General features: G+C 38.2%; 21 protein-coding genes. All 21 read left to right on the top strand.

Annotated features, from left to right (window positions below; genetic code table 11):
* Positions 1–41 precede the first annotated feature (41 nt).
* The 21 genes from ACYVF1_RS06895 to ACYVF1_RS06795 all read left to right on the top strand — a co-directional run bounded on the left by ACYVF1_RS06895 (position 42) and on the right by ACYVF1_RS06795 (position 23,925).
* Positions 42–2,213, top strand: a complete 2,172-nt coding sequence (locus ACYVF1_RS06895; protein WP_461076921.1) for a DEAD/DEAH box helicase — start codon at positions 42–44, stop codon at positions 2,211–2,213.
* Positions 2,214–2,893: 680 nt separating this feature from the next.
* The gene (locus ACYVF1_RS06890; protein WP_461076919.1) at positions 2,894–3,730 is read left to right on the top strand and encodes a polysaccharide biosynthesis/export family protein; all 837 of its coding nucleotides are present in this window, start codon (positions 2,894–2,896) and stop codon (positions 3,728–3,730) included.
* Between the two features lie 142 nt (positions 3,731–3,872).
* Positions 3,873–6,230 (top strand): GumC family protein, encoded by a 2,358-nt coding sequence (locus ACYVF1_RS06885; RefSeq protein ID WP_461076917.1) that lies wholly within the window; start codon positions 3,873–3,875, stop codon positions 6,228–6,230.
* Between the two features lie 58 nt (positions 6,231–6,288).
* The gene (locus ACYVF1_RS06880; protein ID WP_461076915.1) at positions 6,289–7,563 is read left to right on the top strand and encodes a nucleotide sugar dehydrogenase; all 1,275 of its coding nucleotides are present in this window, start codon (positions 6,289–6,291) and stop codon (positions 7,561–7,563) included.
* A 40-nt stretch (positions 7,564–7,603) separates the two neighbouring features.
* The gene (locus ACYVF1_RS06875) at positions 7,604–8,710 is read left to right on the top strand and encodes a sugar transferase (RefSeq protein WP_461076913.1); all 1,107 of its coding nucleotides are present in this window, start codon (positions 7,604–7,606) and stop codon (positions 8,708–8,710) included.
* 12 nt (positions 8,711–8,722) lie between these two features.
* Positions 8,723–9,865, top strand: a complete 1,143-nt coding sequence (locus ACYVF1_RS06870) for a DegT/DnrJ/EryC1/StrS family aminotransferase (protein ID WP_461076911.1) — start codon at positions 8,723–8,725, stop codon at positions 9,863–9,865.
* A gap of 4 nt (positions 9,866–9,869) precedes the next feature.
* The gene (locus ACYVF1_RS06865; RefSeq protein ID WP_461076909.1) at positions 9,870–10,445 is read left to right on the top strand and encodes an acyltransferase; all 576 of its coding nucleotides are present in this window, start codon (positions 9,870–9,872) and stop codon (positions 10,443–10,445) included.
* 19 nt (positions 10,446–10,464) lie between these two features.
* Positions 10,465–11,424, top strand: coding sequence for a Gfo/Idh/MocA family oxidoreductase (locus ACYVF1_RS06860; RefSeq protein WP_461076907.1), 960 nt, complete (start codon positions 10,465–10,467; stop codon positions 11,422–11,424).
* 54 nt (positions 11,425–11,478) lie between these two features.
* Positions 11,479–12,330: an ABC transporter permease gene (locus tag ACYVF1_RS06855; RefSeq protein WP_461076905.1), complete on the top strand. Its 852-nt coding sequence runs from the start codon at positions 11,479–11,481 to the stop codon at positions 12,328–12,330.
* A 34-nt stretch (positions 12,331–12,364) separates the two neighbouring features.
* Entirely contained in the window at positions 12,365–14,017 is a 1,653-nt protein-coding gene (locus ACYVF1_RS06850) for an LIC_10190 family membrane protein (protein WP_461076903.1), read from the top strand.
* Positions 14,018–14,020: 3 nt separating this feature from the next.
* Positions 14,021–15,322 carry an ABC transporter ATP-binding protein gene (locus tag ACYVF1_RS06845; RefSeq protein WP_461076901.1) on the top strand — a complete coding sequence of 434 codons (1,302 nt, stop codon included), beginning with the start codon at positions 14,021–14,023 and terminating at the stop codon, positions 15,320–15,322.
* 9 nt (positions 15,323–15,331) lie between these two features.
* Positions 15,332–16,204, top strand: coding sequence for a class I SAM-dependent methyltransferase (locus ACYVF1_RS06840; RefSeq protein WP_461076899.1), 873 nt, complete (start codon positions 15,332–15,334; stop codon positions 16,202–16,204).
* Positions 16,205–16,268: 64 nt separating this feature from the next.
* Entirely contained in the window at positions 16,269–17,138 is an 870-nt protein-coding gene (locus ACYVF1_RS06835; RefSeq protein ID WP_461076897.1) for a DUF5672 family protein, read from the top strand.
* A 9-nt stretch (positions 17,139–17,147) separates the two neighbouring features.
* On the top strand, positions 17,148–18,026 hold the full coding sequence (locus tag ACYVF1_RS06830; protein WP_461076895.1) for a glycosyltransferase: 879 nt from the start codon (positions 17,148–17,150) through the stop codon (positions 18,024–18,026).
* A 34-nt stretch (positions 18,027–18,060) separates the two neighbouring features.
* Positions 18,061–18,885 carry an alpha-1,2-fucosyltransferase gene (locus ACYVF1_RS06825; protein ID WP_461076893.1) on the top strand — a complete coding sequence of 275 codons (825 nt, stop codon included), beginning with the start codon at positions 18,061–18,063 and terminating at the stop codon, positions 18,883–18,885.
* Positions 18,851–19,777, top strand: coding sequence for a glycosyltransferase (locus ACYVF1_RS06820; protein WP_461076891.1), 927 nt, complete (start codon positions 18,851–18,853; stop codon positions 19,775–19,777). Before ACYVF1_RS06825 ends, ACYVF1_RS06820 begins: the two co-directional genes overlap by 35 nt.
* A gap of 8 nt (positions 19,778–19,785) precedes the next feature.
* Positions 19,786–20,709, top strand: a complete 924-nt coding sequence (locus ACYVF1_RS06815) for a nucleotide-diphospho-sugar transferase (protein ID WP_461076889.1) — start codon at positions 19,786–19,788, stop codon at positions 20,707–20,709.
* Between the two features lie 21 nt (positions 20,710–20,730).
* Positions 20,731–21,615, top strand: a complete 885-nt coding sequence (locus tag ACYVF1_RS06810) for an FkbM family methyltransferase (RefSeq protein WP_461076887.1) — start codon at positions 20,731–20,733, stop codon at positions 21,613–21,615.
* A 13-nt stretch (positions 21,616–21,628) separates the two neighbouring features.
* The gene (locus ACYVF1_RS06805; protein WP_461076885.1) at positions 21,629–22,483 is read left to right on the top strand and encodes a glycosyltransferase family 2 protein; all 855 of its coding nucleotides are present in this window, start codon (positions 21,629–21,631) and stop codon (positions 22,481–22,483) included.
* 2 nt (positions 22,484–22,485) lie between these two features.
* The gene (locus ACYVF1_RS06800; protein WP_461076883.1) at positions 22,486–23,205 is read left to right on the top strand and encodes an FkbM family methyltransferase; all 720 of its coding nucleotides are present in this window, start codon (positions 22,486–22,488) and stop codon (positions 23,203–23,205) included.
* Between the two features lie 24 nt (positions 23,206–23,229).
* Positions 23,230–23,925, top strand: a complete 696-nt coding sequence (locus tag ACYVF1_RS06795; RefSeq protein WP_461076881.1) for a class I SAM-dependent methyltransferase — start codon at positions 23,230–23,232, stop codon at positions 23,923–23,925.
* Positions 23,926–23,948 lie beyond the last annotated feature (23 nt).

Genomic DNA, 23,948 nt, shown 5'->3' with positions numbered 1-23,948 from the left:
GTCTTCGCTTGGAGGTTTCTAACCACTTATTTTCCAAGTTGATGAAAACGAAAACAACTAAATCCAATGATCAGAATGATCTGATCGACATTGAAAAAATCGCGCAGGAAATGGCCGCTAGCGCAGGCACTCCTGCAGAAAAAACCGCCGATGCTAAACCAAAAGCATCGCGCAAAAAAGCCGAAAAAGCAGCTGCTGAACCGGCATCTGAGATTACTACATTTGATTCTGCCAGCGAAACGGTTGCGGAGGGTATCGCCGATAAGGTTGTCATCGTAGCCGATGAGCCGCTTTCAACTACGCCTGAAGCTACAGCTACCGAAACGGCTCCTGCTAAACCAGCAGATCCCAATCAGATTTTATTTGCTGATCTTCCGATTTCGGAGGAAATTCTGCGGGCCGTAACTGACATGGGTTTTGTGAGCCCTTCGCCGATTCAGGCTGAAGCTATTCCGCCCATTCTGGATGGCCGCGACGTAATTGGTCAGGCGCAGACCGGTACCGGAAAAACGGCTGCTTTTGGTATACCTGCTCTTGAACTGGTTGATGTTCAGGATCGATCAGTACAAACACTTATTCTTTGCCCCACCCGCGAACTTGCTCTGCAAGTTGCCGACGAAATTCGGAAGCTATCTAAATACAAGCGCGGTGTAAAAGTCGAGGCTATTTACGGTGGTGATTCCATCGAACGTCAGATTCGGTCGCTTAAGTCGGGCGTTCACATTGTTATTGGTACTCCAGGCCGGGTTATGGACCATATGGAACGTAACACGCTGAAGCTCGACAATGTGAAAATGATGATTCTCGATGAGGCTGACGAAATGCTCGATATGGGCTTCCGTGAGGACATTGAGAGCATCCTGGAAGACATGCCCGAAGAACGGCAAACGATTCTGTTCTCGGCAACTATGTCGAAGCCGATCATGCAGATCACCCAGAAATTCCAGCAAGATCCGGTTCTGGTGAAGGTTGTCAAAAAAGAGCTGACCAACACCAACATTGAGCAGGTTTATTTCGAAGTTAAACCAAAGGCAAAAGTTGAAGTAATGTGTCGTTTGATCGACATGTATGACCTGAAACTGCTGCTGGTTTTCTGCAATACCAAACGCAAAGTCGATGAGATCGTCGAAGATTTGCAGATTCGGGGGTATCAGGCCGAAGGGTTGCACGGTGATTTGCGTCAGGCACAACGTAACAACGTAATGAGCAAATTCCGGGCGGGTACAACCAGCATTCTGGTCGCTACCGACGTAGCAGCTCGGGGTATTGATGTCGATGATGTAGACGCAGTGATCAACTTCGACATTCCGCTTGACGAAGAATACTACGTTCACCGGATCGGTCGGACGGGCCGGGCTGGTAAATCGGGCCGTGCGTTCTCAATGGTCGGTCGTGATGAGAAATACCGCTTCCGCGAAATTCAGAACTACACGAAAGTTCGGGTTGAGAAAGGCGTGATTCCATCGTTTGAAGATATTGTTGGCATTCGCAAAGCGCGTTTCATCGAGCAATTGCAACAAACGATCAATGAAAGTCAGGATTTGAATCTATATGATGATCTGCTGACGCAACTGCATCATGCGGGTTTCTCTACTGAACAAATTGTTGCGGCTCTGGTGAAACGTAGCATGGGTATCGAGAAAAACGAATTTGCCGATCAAAACCTTGGCCTCGACGATGACCGTCGCCGTGAAGATCGTCGTGACCGGGGTGGTCGTTTTGATGACCGTCGTGGTGGCCGCTTTAGTGACCGCGATGAGCGTGGTGGCCGCTTTGGCGACAGAGAACGTAACGATCGGGGACGTAATGACGGAGGAAGCCGTTTCGGCGACCGCGATCGGAATGGTTACGGCGACCGCCCACGGTTTGGACGTAATGAAGGCCAGGACCGTGATCGGTCGTTTGGTCCACGCGAAGGTTCTGGACGTAACGGCTATTTTGATCGCGAAGAAAAACGGGCGCCCCGTGAACGCGAAGCGAACATGACTCGCCTGATGGTGAGCATCGGCCGTCGCGATTATGTACGACCTGGCGATATTGTTGGCGCGATAGCTGGAGAAGCCAATATTCCTGGTAATAGCATTGGCAGCATCGATATTTTCGACAAATTCACCTATGTAGACGTACCGAAGGACGTAGCCAATCGGGTTGTTGATGCTATGGAAGGCAACACCATCAAAGGACGCCGAGTAAATATTGAGGTGGCACGATAATTGTCGATCCTCTATTAACAAAAAAGCCGAAATGATAAATTCATTTCGGCTTTTTTGTTACCATAAATAATTTGTTTTAACTAATTATTTTTATATTTGTGATACTCTCAACTAAAATTGAGACTTATACCGACTTGTACAGATACACTTATGAAGAAATTTACAATTGACTTAAAAAGGTACAAAAACCGATATACCTATCGAGCCGCTTCTCAAGGAGGCCACAAACCGGCTATAGGACTATCTAGCGTAGACTTACAAGCATTCAGATTTATACTGACATAACTATGAAGTATACTAAAATTTGACTACTGAAGCTTTATCCAGAAAAAGATTAATTTTTAGATACGTTCCTTTTCAAATCTGATTTTCTGGTTCACTTATTGCATAAATACCAATTACAGCAGGCTATCAAAGCCAGGTCAGTACCATCCTCTACTAAATGGTAAGCTACACAGTGAGCAATCATTGTGTTTCTGAATATTTAGCAGGAATTGCCCGATTACCAAGTAGCGTACAATGCCGGTTGGCATAGATAATGGTTGGCATTTTATTTAGTTGACCAGAGCACCCTAATCATTTACAGGGAGGTAAAATATAAGTAAGTCCAGACACAAAATGGGACTGAACGGGCGAAGCTGTAAATTATAATACGTATTATATCTCATCATTATTAAAACATGGCTATTAGAAAACTAGCAGGATTTTTAGTAATTAATTGCTTAATAGTGTTTCTTCTGGGGTCCTGCGCAGTCGTAAAACCTTTACCTCCTGAATTAGAATATTTTCAAACTAGTGATTCAATTTATCCAGCTCAGATTAAGATAATACCTCCACCAATTTCTCGAATTCAGCAAAAGGATATTTTAGGAATTATGGTGAGTAGCTCAAGTAAAGAATATAATGAACTTTTAAATTTAAATAACGGAAGTTCATTGCCACAAGCAACATTTGCTCCTGGTGCAGCAAGCTCAGGTGCCCAGGTGATCGGCTATCCGGTTGATTCGTTAGGATACATCACTATGCCATTAATTGGCAAACAAAAACTGGCAGGTCTGTCTATAAAAGAAGCAGAAGAAAAAATACGAATTGAGCTTGAAAAATCAATAAAATTTCCGTCGGTCACGATCCGATATATGAATCATAAATTTACCATACTGGGTGAAGCCAGCCGAGTAGGTACTTTCGGTTTACTAAATGATGAAACTACGCTTATTGACGCTATAGCAGGCGCTGGCGATTTGTCTATGTATGCCAAACGCGACAGTATAAAAATTATCAGAACAGTCAATAATAGAAGAGAAGTAGGGATTGTGAGCTTAAGAGGTACCGATGTGTTTTCTTCTCCTTATTACTACGTTCGTCACGACGATATTATTTACGTAGAGCCTAAGAAAACGAAAACCGTTCCAGAGCCGCCTACAACTGGCAATCTGCTGGTTCAACGTACTGTTCTTTATTTAGGACTGATAAGCACACTCGCTACCGTAGCCACTGTGTTAACACGATTTTTTTAATACGGATCACAGTTACAAAAACTAGCGTATAATTTGCTCTGAGTGAATGACATTTAATAACAATTCGATTACGTTCTAAGACCAAATTTTTGTTAGAAGGTGTCAGGAAAACTGACGGGATATTATTAATGACATCAAGAAAATGAATAACGAGAATTTTGTTTTCGAGGAAGAAGAAGGCACCACCGCTATTCTCGACTATCTGTATAAATTTCTTCGATATTGGTACTGGATTGTACTGTCGTTGATAATCAGCTTTACGATTGCTTACGTTTATCTGAAAAAATTCACACCGGTTTATCAGGTAAGTGCTACGTTGCTTATAAAAGACGAGAAAAAAATGAATTCAGATGTAATTGAAAAATTAGATATGAATATCAGAAATAAGCTCGTTGAAAATGAAATAGAAGTTCTAAAATCAAGAGCTTTAATTGGCCGTGTTGTTGATAAACTCAATTTAGTTGTTTCATACTGGAAAGAAGGAAAATTTCGAAATAGCGAACTTCATACGGAAAGCCCAATTGTTATCAAAGCGGAAGAATTGACTCCGTTCGCTTACCGGACGCCTTTATACGTTAAAGTCGGCCCGAGTAACATGTTTCAGTTGCTTGATGAAGAAAAAAACGACTTGGGCACTTATGAATATGGAAAATTGATTAAAAATAAATTCGGTGATCTAACAGTAACTGCCAGAGACAGCATAAATAATCAGACTCCCGCTACTATTAAAGTAATCTTCCGCAGTCGCGATGGTTTAGTCAATTATTTAATCAGCGGGCTTCAAATTGAATTACTCAATCCGCAGAGTTCGCTTATTTCATTGGGCCTCGAAAGTGCCGTTCCTAAGCAAGGGAAAGATATATTGACCGAGTTACTTAATGTATACTCCACGGCTTCACTGGAGGACAAAAACAAGGAAGCTGCTAATACGCTACGTTTCATTGAAGAGCGATTAAAGTTAATTACTGCTGAGCTTGGTGGTGTTGAACAGAATATTGAACAATACCGTAAAGCACAGGGTGTAAGTGGTTTAAGTAGTGAAGCAGCCACTTTTTTAAAGAAGGTGGAAGACAATGATTCAAAGCTTAATGAATTAGACGTACAGTTCCAGTTACTAGATCGAGCCGAAGAATACTTAACCAGCTCACAGGCAGGAATTGTAGCACCAGCTACTATGATGGGCTTTAGTGACGCTATTTTAAGCGGCTATGTGAATCAGCTTTCACAACTTGAATCAGACCGGGTAAAATTGGCACAGGCTGTTCAACCGGGCAATCCATCACTGGAAGCGTTAAATGCGCAGATTCGGACGGTTAAACAATCAATTAAAGAAAGCTTAACTAAACAGCGCGCTAGCCTGACGGTTGCCAGACAGAATTTACTGGGCATAAATCATAACCTGGAAAGTGCAATCATGAGGATTCCTACAAAAGAACGGGAATTTGTGGGTATTAAACGCCAGGCTAATATTAAGGAAGACTTGTATCTGCTTCTGCTGAAAACAAGGGAGCAAACTTCGCTTTCCTATGCATCAACGGTTACAGACAGTCGGGTAGTTGATGCACCTTACTCTTCGGAAGGCCCTATCCGACCCGATCGCGGCAATATTTATTTGATGGCCTTTTTGATTGGGCTAACTATCCCAATTGCCTTAATTGCCGGCAAAGAAGCGCTGACTAATACGATTCAATCGAAGAAGGAAATTGAGAAAAAAACTGGCCTCAAAGTTTTCGGAGAAATAGGTCTCCAACCTAAGGGGGAAAAGGGAGAAATTATCGATACTAGAAGCCGAAATTTTGTGAGCGAACAGATACGTATGTTACGTTCCAATATGCGGTATTTATTTCTTGATACACACGAAAGTATTGGTAAATCGATTCTCATCACGTCGTCGATCAGCGGTGAAGGAAAAAGCTTTATGACGTTAAATTTAGCCGCTTCATTATCCTTATTGGGGAAAAAGGTAGTGATTATTGGCCTGGATTTAAGGAAGCCTAGAATTCATGAGCATTTGCAGGTAAGTAATAAGGTAGGCATGTCAAATTATTTAATTGGACAACTGAGTTTGGCAGATATTATTCAGTCAACTTCTATTGAAAACCTGTACATGATTCCAAGCGGACCTGTTCCGCCAAATCCTTCTGAATTAATTAGCAGAGGACGCATTAAAGAATTGGTTACAACGCTACGTCAGCCTTTCGACTATATTATCATCGATACTCCTCCAGTTGGCCTTGTAACAGACGCACTATTATTAGAGTCTTGTACAGATGTTTGTTTTTATTTAATACGTCATGAGAAAACACCTAAATCTTATTTGTCGGCTATTAAAGAATTAAATGAAAAGAAACTGTTCAGATCAATTAATATTATTTTTAACGCTATAAATTATAAAAATTCCCCTTCGTATAGTTATGGTTACGGCCAGAGAAAAACGGAGTACTATGGGGAGGAACCTGAGAAAAAAAGTTGGTTAAAAAACTTAGTTACTAAAGACTAAATTTTTCACTTTTAGTAGTTCGCTCAGGTTTTAGATTTACCTACAATTAGGCAATTCTATGTCAGTCAAGTACGATAAAATGTCCATAGGTGTAATAGGCCTTGGATACGTTGGTTTACCGTTAGCTGTCGAGTTTGGTAAAAAATACGTAGTAAAGGGATTTGATACCAATAAAAATCGTATAAAGCAATTGACAGAAGGCTATGATTCTACGCTAGAAATTAGTGAATCACAGATTATTGAGTCGCATTGTTTATCGTTCACGAATGACATAGATTACCTTAAGGATTGTACCGTATTTATTATTACAGTACCCACGCCAATTGATAATTTCAAAAAACCAGATTTAAGTTTTTTGAATAAAGCATCCGCAGCAGTGGGCAAGCTATTAAAGAAAGGGGATACTGTCGTATATGAATCTACGGTTTATCCTGGTTGTACCGAGGAAGATTGTGTTCCTATCCTGGAAAAAAGTAGCAAATTAATTTACAATAAAGACTTCTTCTGTGGCTATTCACCCGAACGTATCAATCCAGGTGACAAAGAAAGAACGCTGACAAAAATTTTAAAAATAACGTCAGGTTCCACTATCGAAACAGCCAATTTTATTGATAAACTATACGGCTCTATTATCGAAGCAGGAACGTACCAGGCTCCATCTATTCGGGTAGCAGAAGCCGCTAAAGCTATAGAAAACGCTCAACGGGATATTAATATATCCTTTATCAATGAGTTGGCTTTGATATTCGACCGTATGGGAATCGATACCAATGACGTACTCGAAGCAGCCAGCACTAAGTGGAATTTCCTAAAATTTAAACCAGGGCTGGTTGGTGGTCACTGCATTGGTGTCGATCCGTACTATTTGGTTCACAAAGCACAAAGCCTTGGTTATCATCCACAAGTAATTTCATCAGGACGACTCGTTAACGACCGGATGGGTGTATTCGTGGCCAAAAAAATATTAAAACAGCTAATTGCTAATGGAGTACAGATTCAACAAAGTAATGTGCTGCTTTTAGGATTTACATTCAAAGAAAATTGCCCTGATACACGTAATACAAAAGTTATAGATATTTATCACGAGCTGAAAGATTTTGGAATAGCCGTTGACGTGTACGATCCCTGGGCTTCTGCCTGTGCAGTATACGAAGAATACGGGATTGAATTATTGAGTGAAATAGGCAAAAATCAATACGATGGTGTAATTATAACAGTAGCACATCAGCAATTTTTTGATTTACAAATAAGAAACCTTAAGAAGAATGATAAATCTATTGTTTTTGATATAAAGTCAATTTTTGATAGAGATTTGGTTGATATAAGATTATAAATACATTTCATTTGGCATACCTCTACTAGCTCTTTTACTAATGTCTTATAATCAATATAGTATATCTGATGAGGGATCATTAGGTCCGGCTTATCATAACTCGCAATTAGATATAGTTAATATTAGCTCTAAAATACCTGAAATTACGTCTACTAGAATATTCGATTATTTAGCAAAATACAGCACGCGGGAAACATGGGAGTTTATTCAATTAAAAGATATTAAAAATGGGGCAACTGCGGCTCATGTAAGAAATATTTTCATTGATGATCTATTAGTAAAAGCTGACGATCCTAACTTCATATTTGAGTCTATTCGGCAAACAATTTCTACTGAAAATTACTTCGCATTTAGAATTGCTACAGCAGAAAATTTAAAAACAAAGCTTCAGGATATTTATTCGCCAATTACATTCTCAATTTATTATCCATTTTATTTTCTATCGAGGAGATTAATCCCTAAACTGAAAGGATTTAGAAAAATATGTAAGTTATTAGAAGTGCCGATAGATGTGTCTAAAGCTGAAATAATCGGCAGACTTATTTATAAAGGGTTTAAAATTATTGATTTGTTAGAAACGGGTTACGAAACTATTCTAATTACACAGGTTAATCCAAACGAAAACCCCAGCGAGTCGAAGCCTATTCCCTGTGAAGGATTTATTTTTAAGATGAATCGGCTTGGAAAGAACGGCAAAAATATAGTCGTCTACAAATTACGAACGATGCACCCGTATGCGGAATACGTATTGGATTATCTGCATAAAGCACATGGGCTTGATATCGGTGGGAAATTTAAAAACGATTTTAGAATCAGTACGAGTGGTCGAACATTACGTAAATATTGGATTGATGAAATTCCGATGTTCTATAATCTTCTAAAAGGAGATATAAAGTTGGTTGGCGTTCGACCAATTAGTAGTTATTATTTCTGCTTGTATCCAGCCGAAGCGCAGGCAATAAGACACAATCATAAACCAGGTTTGTTACCTCCTTTTTATGCAGATATGCCTGGTACGTTTGACGAGATTGTACAGTCAGAATTGAATTACCTAAATCAGTACGAAAAGGCGCCATTCAAAACAGACGTCAAATACCTCTTCAAAATTGCGACGAATATTCTGTTCAAAAACGCACGGAGCAAATAGTCTATTCAGTAAATGGTACAGAGTAACGTAGAGCAGATTCAGATGGTTGATTTAAAAAATCAATATCTACGAATTAAGCCCGCTGTCGATGCGGCAATTCAGGAATGCATCGATTCTACTACGTTTATTAAAGGGCCACAGGTTGGTTATTTTGAGAAACAACTCAGCCAGTACCTGAATGTAAAACACGTTATCAGTTGCGCCAACGGTACCGACGCCTTACAGCTTGCCATGATGGCGTTGGACTTAGAACCAGGTGATGAAGTTATTGTTCCGGCGTTTACGTACGTAGCAACTGCCGAGGTAATTGCTCTACTTGGCCTCAAACCCATAATGATTGATGTAGATGCCCAAACGTTTACTATCAACCGTGACCTGGTTGAAGCTGCCCTTACGCCCAGAACGAGGCTGGTTGTTCCGGTTCATCTATTCGGTCAATGTGCCGATATGGAAGGAATTAAACAGCTCTGTGAGTCACATAATATTTTCATTGTTGAAGATACGGCTCAGGCAATTGGTGCTACGTATACGTTTAGCCAGGGTAATGCAACATCGGCCGGGGCTATTGGTGATCTGGGTACTACGTCGTTTTTCCCATCCAAAAATTTAGGATGCTTTGGCGATGGTGGCGCTGTTTATACCAATAGCGATGAGCTGGCTCAAAAGGTGAGTCTGATCGGCAATCACGGGCAGGCTCGAAAATACCAGCATGAACGTATTGGCATAAACTCCAGACTTGACTCTATTCAGGCAGCTATCCTGATTGAGAAGTTAAAACATCTGGATCACTACGTTCAGACGCGCCGTCAAGTTGCCGATATGTACGATAAAGCTTTTGGGCAGAATAGCGCTCTCGAAATACCTTTTCGAAATCCTCATTCAACGCATGTTTTTCACCAGTATACGCTGAAAGTACCTGCTACTGAACGTGATACGTTAAAAACGGCTCTGGCTTTGAAAGGCATTCCCAGCATGGTCTATTACCCGATTCCGCTCCATCAGCAAAAGGCTTATCAAAACATTGGCAGGGTCGTTGGCGATTTGAACGTAACGCAGGATTTATGCAGTCGGGTATTGTCGCTGCCAATTCACACGGAATTGTCAGTCTCTCAGATTGAATACATTACAGATGCTGTCAATACCCATTTCGCCTGAACCTGTGGACTCCGTATTTATTCATTCAACAGCCGTTGTCGATGATGGATGCACAATTGGCGAGGGCACCAAAATCTGGCATTTCTGCCACATCATGCCCGGCAGCACCATCGGAAAAGACTGTAACATTGGTCAGAACGTAGTCATTTCTCCGCAAGTGATACTAGGTAACAACGTAAAGGTTCAGAATAACGTATCGATTTACACAGGCGTTACGTGTGCCGACGATGTTTTCCTAGGTCCTTCTATGGTGTTCACTAACGTATCAAATCCACGTAGTGCCGTTAACCGCCGGAGTCAGTACGAATCTACCTATGTTGGCAAAGGGGCCAGTATAGGGGCAAATGCGACAATTGTTTGTGGAAATACTATTGGTAACTACGCGTTTATCGGCGCTGGTGCTGTAGTAACTAAAAATGTACCGCCGTACGCCCTGGTTGTTGGCAATCCAGCCCGACAAGTAGGATGGATCAGTGCCTATGGGCATCGTTTATCATTTGATACGACCGGGAAAGCCACCTGTCCAGAGAGCGGGGGCATTTATGAATTGAAAAACGGTAGCGTTTCCGTCGTCGAGTAACCTCACTTCCTTCCTCTATATGAAAAAATTCGCTCTAATTGGTGCGGCTGGTTTTATTGCTCCACGGCACATGAAAGCCATCCGCGAAACGGGTAACGTACTGGTAACCGCTTTCGATAAATTCGATTCGGTTGGGGTTATGGACAGCTATTTTCCAGATGCTAATTTCTTTACGGAATTTGAGCGCTTCGACCGCCACATCGACAAACTACGTCGACAGGATAACCCCGTCAACTACGTAACAATCTGTAGCCCGAACTACCTGCACGACGCACACATTCGTTTCGGCTTACGTAGTGGAGCCGATGTTATCTGCGAAAAGCCGCTAGTATTAAATCCCTGGAATATTGATGCACTCGCCGAAATGGAAAACGAAACGGGACGGCGGGTCTTTAACATTCTTCAGCTTCGTTTGCATCCGACTATTGTTGCTCTAAAAAAGCGCATTGACGAAGGGCCCGCGGATAAAATCTATGACCTTGATTTAGCTTACATTACGTCAAGAGGTAAATGGTACAACATCAGTTGGAAAGGTGATACGGCGAAATCGGGGGGTATCGCAACGAACATTGGCGTTCATTTTTTTGATATGCTCACCTGGATTTTCGGCGGTGTGAAAAAAAATCTCGTCCATATCCGCGAGAAGAATACTGCTTCTGGCTATCTCGAACTGGACAAGGCGCGCGTACGCTGGTTTCTCAGCACCGATTCCGAATCGCTGCCCCAGGCCGTTAAAATGAAGAACAAGCAGACGTATCGCTCGTTGCAGATTGAGGGCGAAGAAATTGAGTTTAGCGATGGCTTCACAGATCTGCACACAAAAAGTTATGAGCAAATTCTGGCCGGTCAGGGATTCGGGCTCCTTGAAGCCATCCCCTCAATTGAAATTGTTCACGTCATCCGCAACACCAGCCTGACGCAGCTCAACAGCGATTATCATCCACTCGTTCAGCAGCTACGTTACCGGATCGCTGCCTGATCGACGTAGCACCCAAGCCAATAGAAAGCTGTCAGATCATAACCCGGCCACTACGTGACTCCTACTAACGATACGTATTCGCATTCAATAACGCCCCATAACAGCCTGTTCGATTTTAGACTGGGCGAATTATGGCAGTACCGCGATCTGGTTACGTTATTTATTAAACGTGATTTTGTAGCTAAATACAAGCAAACCGTTCTGGGGCCAATATGGTTTTTCATTCAACCCATTTTTCAAACACTTGTATTAACCGTTGCCTTCGGTCGCATGGCTGGACTGCCTACCGACGGAATTCCTCCTATTCTTTTTTATTTAGCAGGAATAACGGCCTGGAACTATTTTTCCAACTGCCTCCGATCTACGTCAAATACATTTGCGGCTAATGCTCACTTATTTGGAAAAGTCTATTTCCCAAGAGTAGTAACTCCTATTTCGGTAGTACTTAGCAACCTCATTCAGTTTGGCATTGGCTTACTACTATTTCTGATCATCTATCTCTATTATTTAGTTACTGGTAGTCACTTTCGCCCGAACAGCACCTTGTTATTGTTACCAGTACTCATTTTTAGCATGGGAATTATGGGGCTTGGGTTAGGCATGCTGATTTCCTCATTAACAACCCGTTACCGTGATTTACAATACCTAGTCGACTTCGGCATGCAGTTACTTATGTATGCAACGCCTGTAATTATTCCACTGTCGGCCATACCTTCGAAATATGCACCAATTATGCTAATCAATCCGATGACTGGCATAATTGAAACGTTCAAATACAGCTTTTTTGGAACGAGCTTACTTTCCTGGCAACTATTAAGTTATTCAATAGGCTTCGCAATCAGTTTTTTTCTAATTGGGTATATCATATTTAACAATACAGAAAAGAATTTTATGGATACTGTTTAAATAATATAAGTAAGCCAATAACTATTTCTAAAAAATGATTGCCCAATTTCTAGTTTCATTATTATACGTTCTCTGTTTCCTGACCATCGGAGGGATACTAAAAAAAATAATTGGTTGGTCAACTTCATATTATTATGATCTTTTAATTGGATTTGCTTGTCTGAATGCAGTTTTTACAACCATTTCTATAGCTTACCCTGTTAATGAAAAAAGTTTATGTATTTTTCTTTGTATTCTATTTATGGTAGCTTTTAGGTACAGAAAATGGTTATCATTCTACATTTCTAACTTAACTAACTATTTACTTATAAAAATCATTAACAGGCCAATTATCTTTTCAGTTATAAGTTTATTTATTATAATCACGTTTTTCCAGTCATTATATACGCCTAATCTTCATTATGACGCAGCGCTATATCACGTACCAGCTATAAAGTGGACAAGAGAACACTCAACAATTGCGGGGTTAGCCAATCTGAATATTGTACTAGGGTACAATTTCAATATCTTTCCTTTATATGCAGCTTTCTCATTGGAAAATTGGTTTGGACAAGCTATTTATTCTATAAACTTTACAATTGTTAGTTGTTTCTGTATATGGTTGTTCTCAATAATAGTTTATTCAATTGATTTTAAACGGTATTTATTTGTAGCTAGCTTAATCTTAATTTTCTATGCCTTAATTGAATATTATTGGCCACACGTATCAACTACATCAAATGATATTATCGTTTATATTCTGGTATTATCTATATTATTGGCAGGTTTGTCGTACAAAAGAAATAAAGATGACATATATTCAGTAGTTATTTTATCGACGTACGTTATTACAATAAAGTTATCTGCCATTCCAGTCTTATTGTTAGCAATCTTTATTGTTTTTTCTAAAAGCTATTGGCAGTCTAAAAGAAAAGCGCTAGGAACAATATTAATTAGCGCTTTCATTTTGATTCCCTGGCTTACAAAAAATGTACTTATCACAGGATGGCTATTATTTCCATTTCCATACTTAGATCTTTTTTCCGTCGATTGGAAAGTACCATTAAGTGACGTAGTGCTTCAAAAAAAAGTAATTGATACTTATTATTTACCTAAAGATGCAGGCTCAGGGCTTTCTCAACTTACGGTATGGTTCTTTGACCACTCGCTTGTAGAGATATTGACAATGGTAATGGCATCTACATTTCTAGTTATATTATTTTCTAAACTGATCACGAAGAAATTATCAATCAATCAATTCCATTTAGCATCAATCATTGTATCTGCCTTAGGCATTCTTTTCATGTTTTTGAGTTCACCAAGTTTGAGATACTGTATTTCATTCTTTCTGGCAGCCATTGCTTTGTGCATAAACATCTTAGATACACAGCAGACAAGTAATAAATACGTTTTCTATGCTCCAGGGCTGTTATTAGCTCTCATATTTTTAAAAAATAACTGGAACCATCCTTGGCACTTTGCCAAGAATATAAGTCAGAGATTGTTAATACCTTACCCACTAGAGTCTGCTAATATGCCCACATACAGCTACTTTCTAATTGACAAGAAAGTCAAGTGCTACTATCCGCTTGACACTGATCAATGCTTCAATCATGCCCTCCCATGTACCTCTCATCTTTTAAGCAATGTACACCTGAGAGGATTGACAATTGAAGAGGGATTCTATAAAGCAGAACTGAGTAAATAACTCATGAAGCCGATCATTAAGGTAGAAAATATCTCGAAACAGTACCGCCTTGGTAATATTGGCTTGAATACAATTCGAGACGATTTTCAGCGCTGGTTGCACCGCATTCAGGGGAAAGAAGATCCACTTTTAAAAATAGGGGAAATAAATGATCGTAAACTGAAAGGATCGAGCGAGTATGTCTGGGCACTAAAAGATATTTCATTTAGTGTCATGCCGGGCGACATTCTTGGCATAATAGGCGAAAATGGTGCTGGAAAGTCAACACTATTAAAAATACTCTCAAAAGTAACCGGGCCTACTACAGGGCGCATCGATTTTAACGGTCGAATAAGCAGTTTACTTGAGGTTGGAACCGGATTCCATCCCGACTTGACAGGGCGGGAAAATATTTTTCTAAACGGGGCCATTCTTGGACTGAATAAACGAGAAATACGTAGCAGGCTCGAGGAGATTATTGATTTTTCTGGTTGCGAGCGGTATATCGATACCCCCGTAAAACGCTATTCAAGTGGCATGATAGTTCGCTTAGGATTTGCTGTAGCAGCCCACCTGGAACCTGAAATATTAATAGTAGATGAAGTCTTGGCAGTAGGAGACGCTGAATTTCAGAAAAAAGCGGTCGGAAAGATGCAGGACGTGAATAAAAAAGATGGAAGAACTGTCCTCGTTGTGAGCCACAATATGACAATAATGAGTGAATTATGTAATAGAGGTATCTTGTTAGAAAACGGTATAGTTAAGAGCGATGCTCCTATTAAAAATGTCATATTCAAGCATATAACAAGTAATAATTCAGTAACTGAAAAAAAATGGCTAAACGAAAATGCGCCGGGAAATGATAAAATAAAATTAAAAAAAGCTTATATAACTAATAAAGAAAATAAACCTATCAGTCATGCTTATATTAATGAAGAGATTGGGTTTTGTGTCGAATATGAATTATTAAGTGAAATAAGTTCATTTACTCATGGAATAAATGTGTTCAGCAGTATGGACATCCATTTATTTTCTTCGCATGACAATATAAAACTAGAAAAAGATAAAATATTCACACCTGGCCATTACAAAACTACAGTGTGGATACCAGCTAATTTATTGCAGAGTGACTACATAAAGATTAGCTTTGCGTGTATGAAATATGAACCTTTCGAGCAATTATTTCATGAAATAAATGTACTTAGAATTAATGTGCTTGAGCCAGAGATTGCGATAACAGGAAGTGAAAGTTATAAAGGCAAATTACCTGGATTAGTAAGACCCCATCTCAAATGGGAAGAACGTCAATTACTTTACAAAAATTAAAAAATTAACATGGAATTCACGGGAGAAAGATATTTACCAGAACTTTCAGGGGAAATTGCCTGCGAACATCTGAACAGGTATTATTTTGTAACTAACCAATTAGATCTTAAGAATAAGAAAGTGTTGGATATAGCCTCCGGTGAGGGATATGGTTCTAATCTTATTGCCCAGTTCGCGGATCAGGTGTATGGAGTAGATATTAGCGCAGAAGCTATTGAACATGCGCAGAAAAAATATAAGAGAAAAAATTTAACATTCACTAAAGGAGATGCGACCTTAATTCCTTTACAAAACGAATCAGTAGATATTGTAATAAGTTTCGAAACAATTGAGCACATCGATAAGCACCAAGAGATGATCGATGAAATAAAGCGTGTTTTAAAAAAAGACGGATTATTAGTAATATCCTCACCTGACAAATTACATTATAGCGATGAAATTATTCATGTAAATCATTTTCATGTTAAAGAGTTGTATGGGAATGAATTCAAATCACTAATCAATAAAAATTTCAAAAATTCTATCTTCTTTAGCCAGAATATATTTGTAGGATCAGTAATATCTTTAGATGATGAAAGTGAGAAATATAAAAAGCCTTTAATTATTAATAAGAATGGAGAAAGTAAAATGTTTGAACCAAAATACAACCTCGCAATATGTACAGATGGTAAAGAAATTAATTTAAACTATACGACAATTAACTATGCAGAGGCTAATAGAATTATGTCTCGAGATGAGTTTATGTATGATGAACTCATAAGCGAAAATATTAAAGGGCAATTACAAGTATACAATTCATTGTCCTACAGATTAGGCAATTTAGTGGTAAAACCGGTAAAACAGCTAAAAAGTCTGTTAGCTGCAGCTTTTCTTAGCCTTTAAAGCCAAATAATACATAAAAAAGAATAAGTCAGGATTATTCATTAGTTACGATCAATAGAGCGGTTTGGAAAATATTGTAATCATAGTACCAGTTTATAAAAAAGAAATAAGTTTTTTTGAGAAGAAGTCATTATCACAATGCCTTATAGTTTTAAAAAAATACGATATATGTATCGTTCATCCAGACGGTCTTGATGTTTCATATTATGACACACGCTTAAAAAAGGCTGGAGTAAATTTTTTAATAAAAGCCATTGATAGTCAGTATTTCCAAGGTATCGATGGATACAATCGCCTAATGCTATCGGTAGGTTTTTATCAACAGTTTACAGATTATAATTTTTTACTATTGTATCAGTTAGATGCTTATATATTTAAAGACCAAATAAGTGAATGGTGTAACAAGAACTATACTTTGGTTGGCGCACCTATTCACGAAGATATCTTAAAAATAATCAGACACAAATACTTTGTTGATTTCAACACAAAACTAGATCAGAAAATAATTCTCATGAATGGTGGTTTTTCACTCAGACATATTCAGACTATAATTAAAGTGTTACAATATAAAGAAGAGCGGATACAGAACTTTTTAAACAAAAGTTGGCCTGAGGATATGATACTAGCTATACTATTAAGCGAAAATAAATACAAACTACCAGACAAAAAAGAGGCATTAACTTTTGCTTTTGAAGCGCACCCTCGCCAGGCCTACAAAGCAAATGCTCAGCAATTACCTACAGGCTGTCATGCCTGGTACAGAAATGATTTTGGTATTCACGATAACAATTTTTGGTTCAAAAAAATCATACCTCTTTATTATTACAAAACACAATTTTTAGATCATATCTGCTATTTATTAGGAAAATACACAAGAAGAGCAAATAGAATTATCAACTATTTTAGATCAGCAAATACTAGTTTAAAACTATAAAAAGTAGAAATGATCTCTTTAATTGTATCTTCTTATAAAGAAGACCTATTTCAAAAATTCACAAAATCAGTTGAAGAAACAATCGGTACAGATTATGAAATAATACAAGTATTTAATAAAGGGCAATACGGGCTATGCGAAGTATATAATTTAGGCTTAAAATTGGCAAACTACCCATATATATGCTTTGTTCACGAAGATATCACTTTCAATACAGACAACTGGGGTGAAATATTAATACAAGACTTTGAAAGTGATTCATCTATTGGATTAATTGGCGTTGCTGGATCTGGATATAAATCCTGGGTATTATCAGGATGGCATACATCTCAGCACGATCCAACAAGGTTTATTGCTGTAAACATTGTTCATACTGGCTCTGGGAAGCCCGTTCATTATAAAACAAATATCTCAAATGAAAACTTAGTTCAGGTTGTTTCAATTGATGGATGTTTTATGTTTACTCACAAAAGAATTGTTCATGAGATTTCATTCGATCAGACATCGTTTAAAAATTTTCACTGCTATGATATAGATTTTTCTTTACAAGTGAATAAGCGATATAGAGTCATAGTTGATTTTAATATACTATTATCACATGTATCAGGAGGCAGTTATGATAAATCCTGGTTTTTTGAGACTATTAAATTGCATAATAAGTGGAAAAAGGAACTACCTTGCTCCGTGAACCATGCAGATAGTGTGGAAAAGGCCAAAGAAGAAGAAGCTGCATTTTACGGAATTGTCAATGCGATTTGTATTAATAAAATAGATTTAAATCAATTATTAAAAATTTATTTTTCATTTACCTATTTTAAATTAGTTGGACTAGAGAAATGGATTCGTACTCTACGAGTAACATATAATATAGTTAAGAATTATTATTAATAGAATATTCATAACGATATAATAGCTACTAAAATTGTTAAATATTATAACATTTATGGGCGGCCTAGGCAATCAGATGTTTGCTTATGCATTTTATCATAGCTTAAAGAAAAGAAAATTGTATTCATCTATAATAATTAATCCGTCATTGAGCGAAGCACAGCATAACGGCTATGAAATCCAATCAGTTTTTCCGCAAGTCAGCAAGAGTAAATATGTATTTTATAGATATAGCTTTTTTAATTTTATAAAAAAATCTATATTCATTGAAATTGAGCAAACGCAAGTAGGCTTTTTTAAATCACTTATTGACAATAATTATCCTTTTCTAATATATAAAGGTTTTTGGCAGTCTGAATTATATTTTAAATCCTACGAAGCTGAAATAAAAAATATTTTTAAATTTAATCATGCATTGATTAATAACCATACAAGGTGTATTTTAGAACGTATACAAAGTACAAATTCAGTAAGTATTCACATTAGAAGAGGGGATTACACTGGTAATACTGAGCTTAGCAATGTATGCTCACTATCTTATTATAGAGCATCAGTGCGATATATTTCAGATCAAATTAAAAGTCCGGTATTCTATGTATTCACTGATGAACCAGAATGGGTCAAATCTAATTTCGAAGACTTTAGTTATACGCTAATTGATTGGAACAAAGGGAAATCTAGTTGGCAGGATATGTTCTTAATGAGTAATTGCAAGCATAATATTATTGCAAATAGCAGTTTTAGCTGGTGGGGTGCCTGGTTAAACAGCAATCCAAACAAATTGGTAATAGCGCCTAAAAAGTGGTTTAATACATTGCCAGACAATGACATTGTCCCTCAATCCTGGATTAGGTTGTAATAGTATGAGTCAAGAAAATAACTATACAGTAAGTGTTAATTTAATAACCTATAATCATGAAAAATTTATTAGAGAGGCTATTGAAGGAGCGTTAATGCAAAAAACAACTTTCTCTTTCGAAATAGTTGTATGCGATGATTACAGTACTGATTCAACAAGAGATATTTTAAATACTTATCAAAAAGAATATTCAGATAAAATTAAACTTAGATATAGGCCTAAGAATTTGGGTTTGAAGTATAATTATTTTGACAATATCGATGCTTGTACTGGTAAGTATATTGCAATCTGCGAGGGTGATGATTATTGGACAGATAAGTATAAATTACAAAAGCAAGTTGATTTTCTAGAAGCAAATCCAGATTATAGCATGTGTTTCCACAGCGGTTTAGAAGTACATGAATATGAAAATCTTGATCCCACATCTAACATTTTTAGTATTGTTGATGAACGTACTTATTCTGGAGAAGAGATATTATCGAGTTGGTTAATTCCAACGGCCTCGGTTGTTTTTAGGAAGCCTGCTTCATTAGCGTTTAGTTATTTAGATAAGTTTCTTTTTTATGACATAATTCTATTTCTAAAACTTTGTGAGCAAGGAAAAATTTTCTGTCTTAACGATGTCATGTGTGTGTATAGAAGACATCCGAACAGTATAACGAATAGTAATTTAAGCTACTTAACATACATCCAGCATCTTATTTATTTAAACAAAGAATTTCAAGGAAAATATGCAAGTATCGTTAATAGGTGTATTGCTCTTGAGTATATGAAACGCGCTAAGTATGCTTTTAAAAACCAATCAATTTCATTTATTAGTCATGCCTTTAAATCCATTTGGCATGATAAAAATCCTTTGATTTCATTACTTGCTTCAAAACTGAGTATTTAAAAGTTTATATGAACACTGTACCAGTTCTGTTTATTATTTTTAATAAAATTGAGGAAACTAAAAAAGTTTTTGAAACGATACGTTTATATAAACCTGCTAAGTTATTTATTGCGGCAGATGGCCCTCGTTCATTTGTGGAAGATGAAAAACAGACCTGCAATACTGTTAAGTTGTGGGTTATTGACCATATAGATTGGGCGTGCGATGTGCATACGCTTTTTCGTGATCAGAACATTGGATGCGGTAGAGGGCCATCGGAAGCAATTACCTGGTTTTTCAACCATGTAGAAGAGGGAATTATTCTAGAAGACGATTGCTTGCCAAATCCGTCATTTTTTTCTTTTTGTCAGGAATTATTAAGTCAATACCGTCACAATCAGGCAATATCAGCTATTTCAGGTAATAATTTTCAGGCTCTTCAGCCTATGAATACGCCCTCGGATTATTATTTTTCTGTCTTCCCTTCAAGTTGGGGTTGGGCTACGTGGCGTCGAGCTTGGCAAGGCTTCGATTTTAACCTTGGTAGTTGGAAAAAACGGAAGTCCATGCGTGCGCTGAAGTTTATTTTCAGAGAAAAGAATTACTATTTATGGTGGAAGCACCGGTTCGATTGGATGTATAAAGATCAGCCACAGGATATGTGGGATTTTCAGTTCCATTATCATAGCATGTTGAACCGGCAATTAGCTATAATACCAAAAGCGAATCTGGTTTCTAATATTGGCCATGGGGCAAGTGGTACTCACTTTCAGGATCCTAACGGTATAATCGCCAGTTTACCGATGTATGATCTACGTTTTCCATTGATACATCCTGCAACGATTACTAGAAATTATGAAGCTGATGTATACATACAAAAATTACTTTTCGGAGAAATTGAAGTGGTAAGCTTATATAAACAAATCAAACGAATTGTTAAGAAGGTGATTTAATAGGTTCTAGATCCATATATTATGTCTTTTTCGCAAAAATTATATTCGCTTATTAAGTCTGGAAATATACTTAACGGTGTACAGGTAATCCTCGTCAAAAAGCTGATTAATAAATTCCTTAATTCTAATACCATTAACCAATCAATGTCTGGTAAAGTTGAAAATCAGGAGCTCTTTGAGCGTCTCCATCGACTTTCCATAGCAGGCATGAACATTGGTAGCGGTGCTTCACCAGATAATTCCGGAGAAGCCCGTGTAATTGATTACATTTATAAGAAGTTGAGTAAGCAGGAATGCGTAACTATTTTTGATGTAGGCGCAAATGTTGGCGAATATGTAATATTGCTAGAGAGACATTTTGAAAGTGCATCAATTTATTGCTTTGAACCATCAATCAATACTTATAGTAAGTTATTAACTAATACGAAAGAGTTCGATAATATAAAGTATTACAATTTTGGCTTCGGTAGCCACTCTGAAAAAGTTACTTTATTTAGTGAGAAGAACGAATCAGCATTAGCAAGTTTATACAACAGAAAATTAGATCATTTTAATATTGAAATGAGTTATTGCGAAGAAGTAGATCTTCGAACGGTAGATGAATTTTGTCAAGATAATTTTATTGATCATATACATTTTATAAAAATAGACGTTGAAGGACATGAAATACAAGTGCTGCAAGGTGCCAAACAGATGATCGATGCAGGTAAAATAGATTTTATACAATTTGAGTTTGGCGGCTGTAATATTGATTCTAAAACCTATTTTCAAGATTTTTTCTATCAACTAAAGGATAAGTATACTATTTATCGAATTGTTCAGAATGGGCTTCATAAAATTGACGCTTATAGAGAAGACTACGAATTATTTTTAACGACTAATTTTCTGGCAGAGCGAATAGCCTAATATTTTACGTACAATGGGTATTAGTCTTTCAATTATTACTATTAACTTGAATAATGCATCAGGTTTAAAAAAAACGATTGAAAGCGTAGTAAACCAATCCTATTCATCAATTGAACATATTGTAATTGATGGCGGGTCTACAGATGATAGTGTACAGCTTATTGATTATTATGCATCCCAAATTCATCACTCGATTTCCGAACCTGATAAGGGTATCTACAACGCCATGAATAAAGGAATTCGGCTGGCTACGGGTACGTATTGTTTATTCCTTAATTCGGGTGATTGGTTGGTCGACAATAATGTAATAACGAGTGTTTTTTCAGAAAATCCGCAAGCTGATATCGTTTCTGGCGACATTTATTTTTACGATACAAATCTCGATCAGGTAAAATGGCTGGTCACTTCGCCTGACAACGTAACGGCCAAGACTTTTTTTTCGGGCATGCTGCCTCATCAGGCCACTTTCATCAAACGTTCTTTGTTCAACAGTCTTGGTTTTTATAATGAACAGTTGAGAATAGCATCGGACTGGCTCTTTTTTTTGGAAGCACTTTTGGTAAAGCAGCATACGTATCAGCATTTCAAGGGCGTGGTGGCTTATTTTAGTATGGATGGAATTAGTTGCAACCCAGAAACAAACTCTCTTCCCCGGCGCGAACAACGTAGCATTTTACAGCAAAAGTATCCACTGTTTCTAGCCGATTATGAGCATTTCGATAGGTTGGAAAAACAGTCAAATCAGTGGCTGGCGAGCCGGGAATATAGGGTCTACAAATTTTTAGAAAATACCGGCGTCATTCGATTTGGGGTCTTCTGTCGACGGGTGAAACGTAGCATGCAGCGAACCGTATTGCGCTTGTTCTGATTATGAGAAAAATATTAAAAAATATTGCGCAACAGTTTGGGTACGATATTCTGCATCTGCCCACTGATCCGATGCTACGTCAGCAACTTGATTTGCTCAGAAAATACAATATCAATCTGGTTTTTGACGTAGGGGCTAACACAGGCCAGTTTGGTCAGCGACTCCGAAAATTAGGTTTTACCGGTCAGATCGTTTCGTTTGAGCCACTTCCTGATGCCTTTCAGCAGGCTAAAAACACGTCTGATCAGGATGCTGCCTGGACCGTTGTTCATACGGCAATCGGTAATTTTATCGGCGAAACGTCAATTAACGTATCACAGAATTCGTATAGTAGTTCGATACTGGACGTACTGCCCATACATGTAGCGAGCGCTCCTGAATCCATTTCGCTTTACAAAATCGATGTACCCGTACAAACCATCGATTCACTGATCGATCAATATTATACCGAAGATTCGCGGCTTTACGTAAAGATAGATACGCAGGGTTACGAGAAGCAGGTTTTCGAAGGATGTCTGCGTTCGCTGGACAAAATCAGTGGGTTCCAGATGGAACTATCGTTGATGCCACTCTATGAAGGCGAAACGCTTATGTTCGAGATGGTTAACCTGCTACGTGATCATGGTTTCAAACTCATGCTCCTGGAAGCCGGTCACCGCAACTACGACACGGGCGAGATATTACAGGCCGAAGGCTATTTCTATCGCGAAGCAGCCTATTAATCATAGTTAAATTCCACGCAAAACATGGTTAAATCGCTTAAACGAAGTTTGTATTCAGCCGTCAATGGATTGGGATATGAATTGAAAAAAATTCAATCAAACAAATTCCCGAACCAGGCAGACGAGAGGTTTTTCATTGATACAAACGGATACAGCAAGATTCAGTACGGCTGCGGAACAAAGTTGCTTAACGAATGGGTCAATGTCGATTCTTTACCTGTAGAACTGCTGGCCGCCTGGCGTAGGAACCAGATGCCCGATGCCGATCAGCATCCGGTCGAACTGTTTTTTTATCGAACACTGGACCTTACCTCGCGCCAACCCTTTGCCGACAATTGCTTTGAGTACGGCTTCTGCGAAGATTTTATCGAGCATATTTCTCAGGCAGAATCAATTACGTTTTTGAGCGAGTGCTATCGTGTATTAAAACCCGGCGGCATACTCCGCATGAGTTTTCCGGGATTAGAAGGCGTTCTGAAGAATCATTATTTCGGACCAACGTCCTATCAATCAGCTAACGTAGCAAAACAGGACTGTTACGATCAGTGGGAGCACATTCATTTCTATAGTCGCGAAGAACTGCGGCTGGTAGCTACGCACCTGGGCTATTCGAACGTAACATTCACTACGTATGGCACCTCGGACCACGCTGAACTCCACGGATTAGAAACCCGCGCCAATCAGGATAAAGTAAATACGTACGTAGAGCTTCAGAAATAAAGCCATCGCCTGGTGATGCTACG

The organism is Spirosoma flavus (assembly GCF_054778555.1).
Note: the sequence above shows the minus strand (reverse complement) of the source record. Positions and strands in the feature narration are given on the sequence as shown.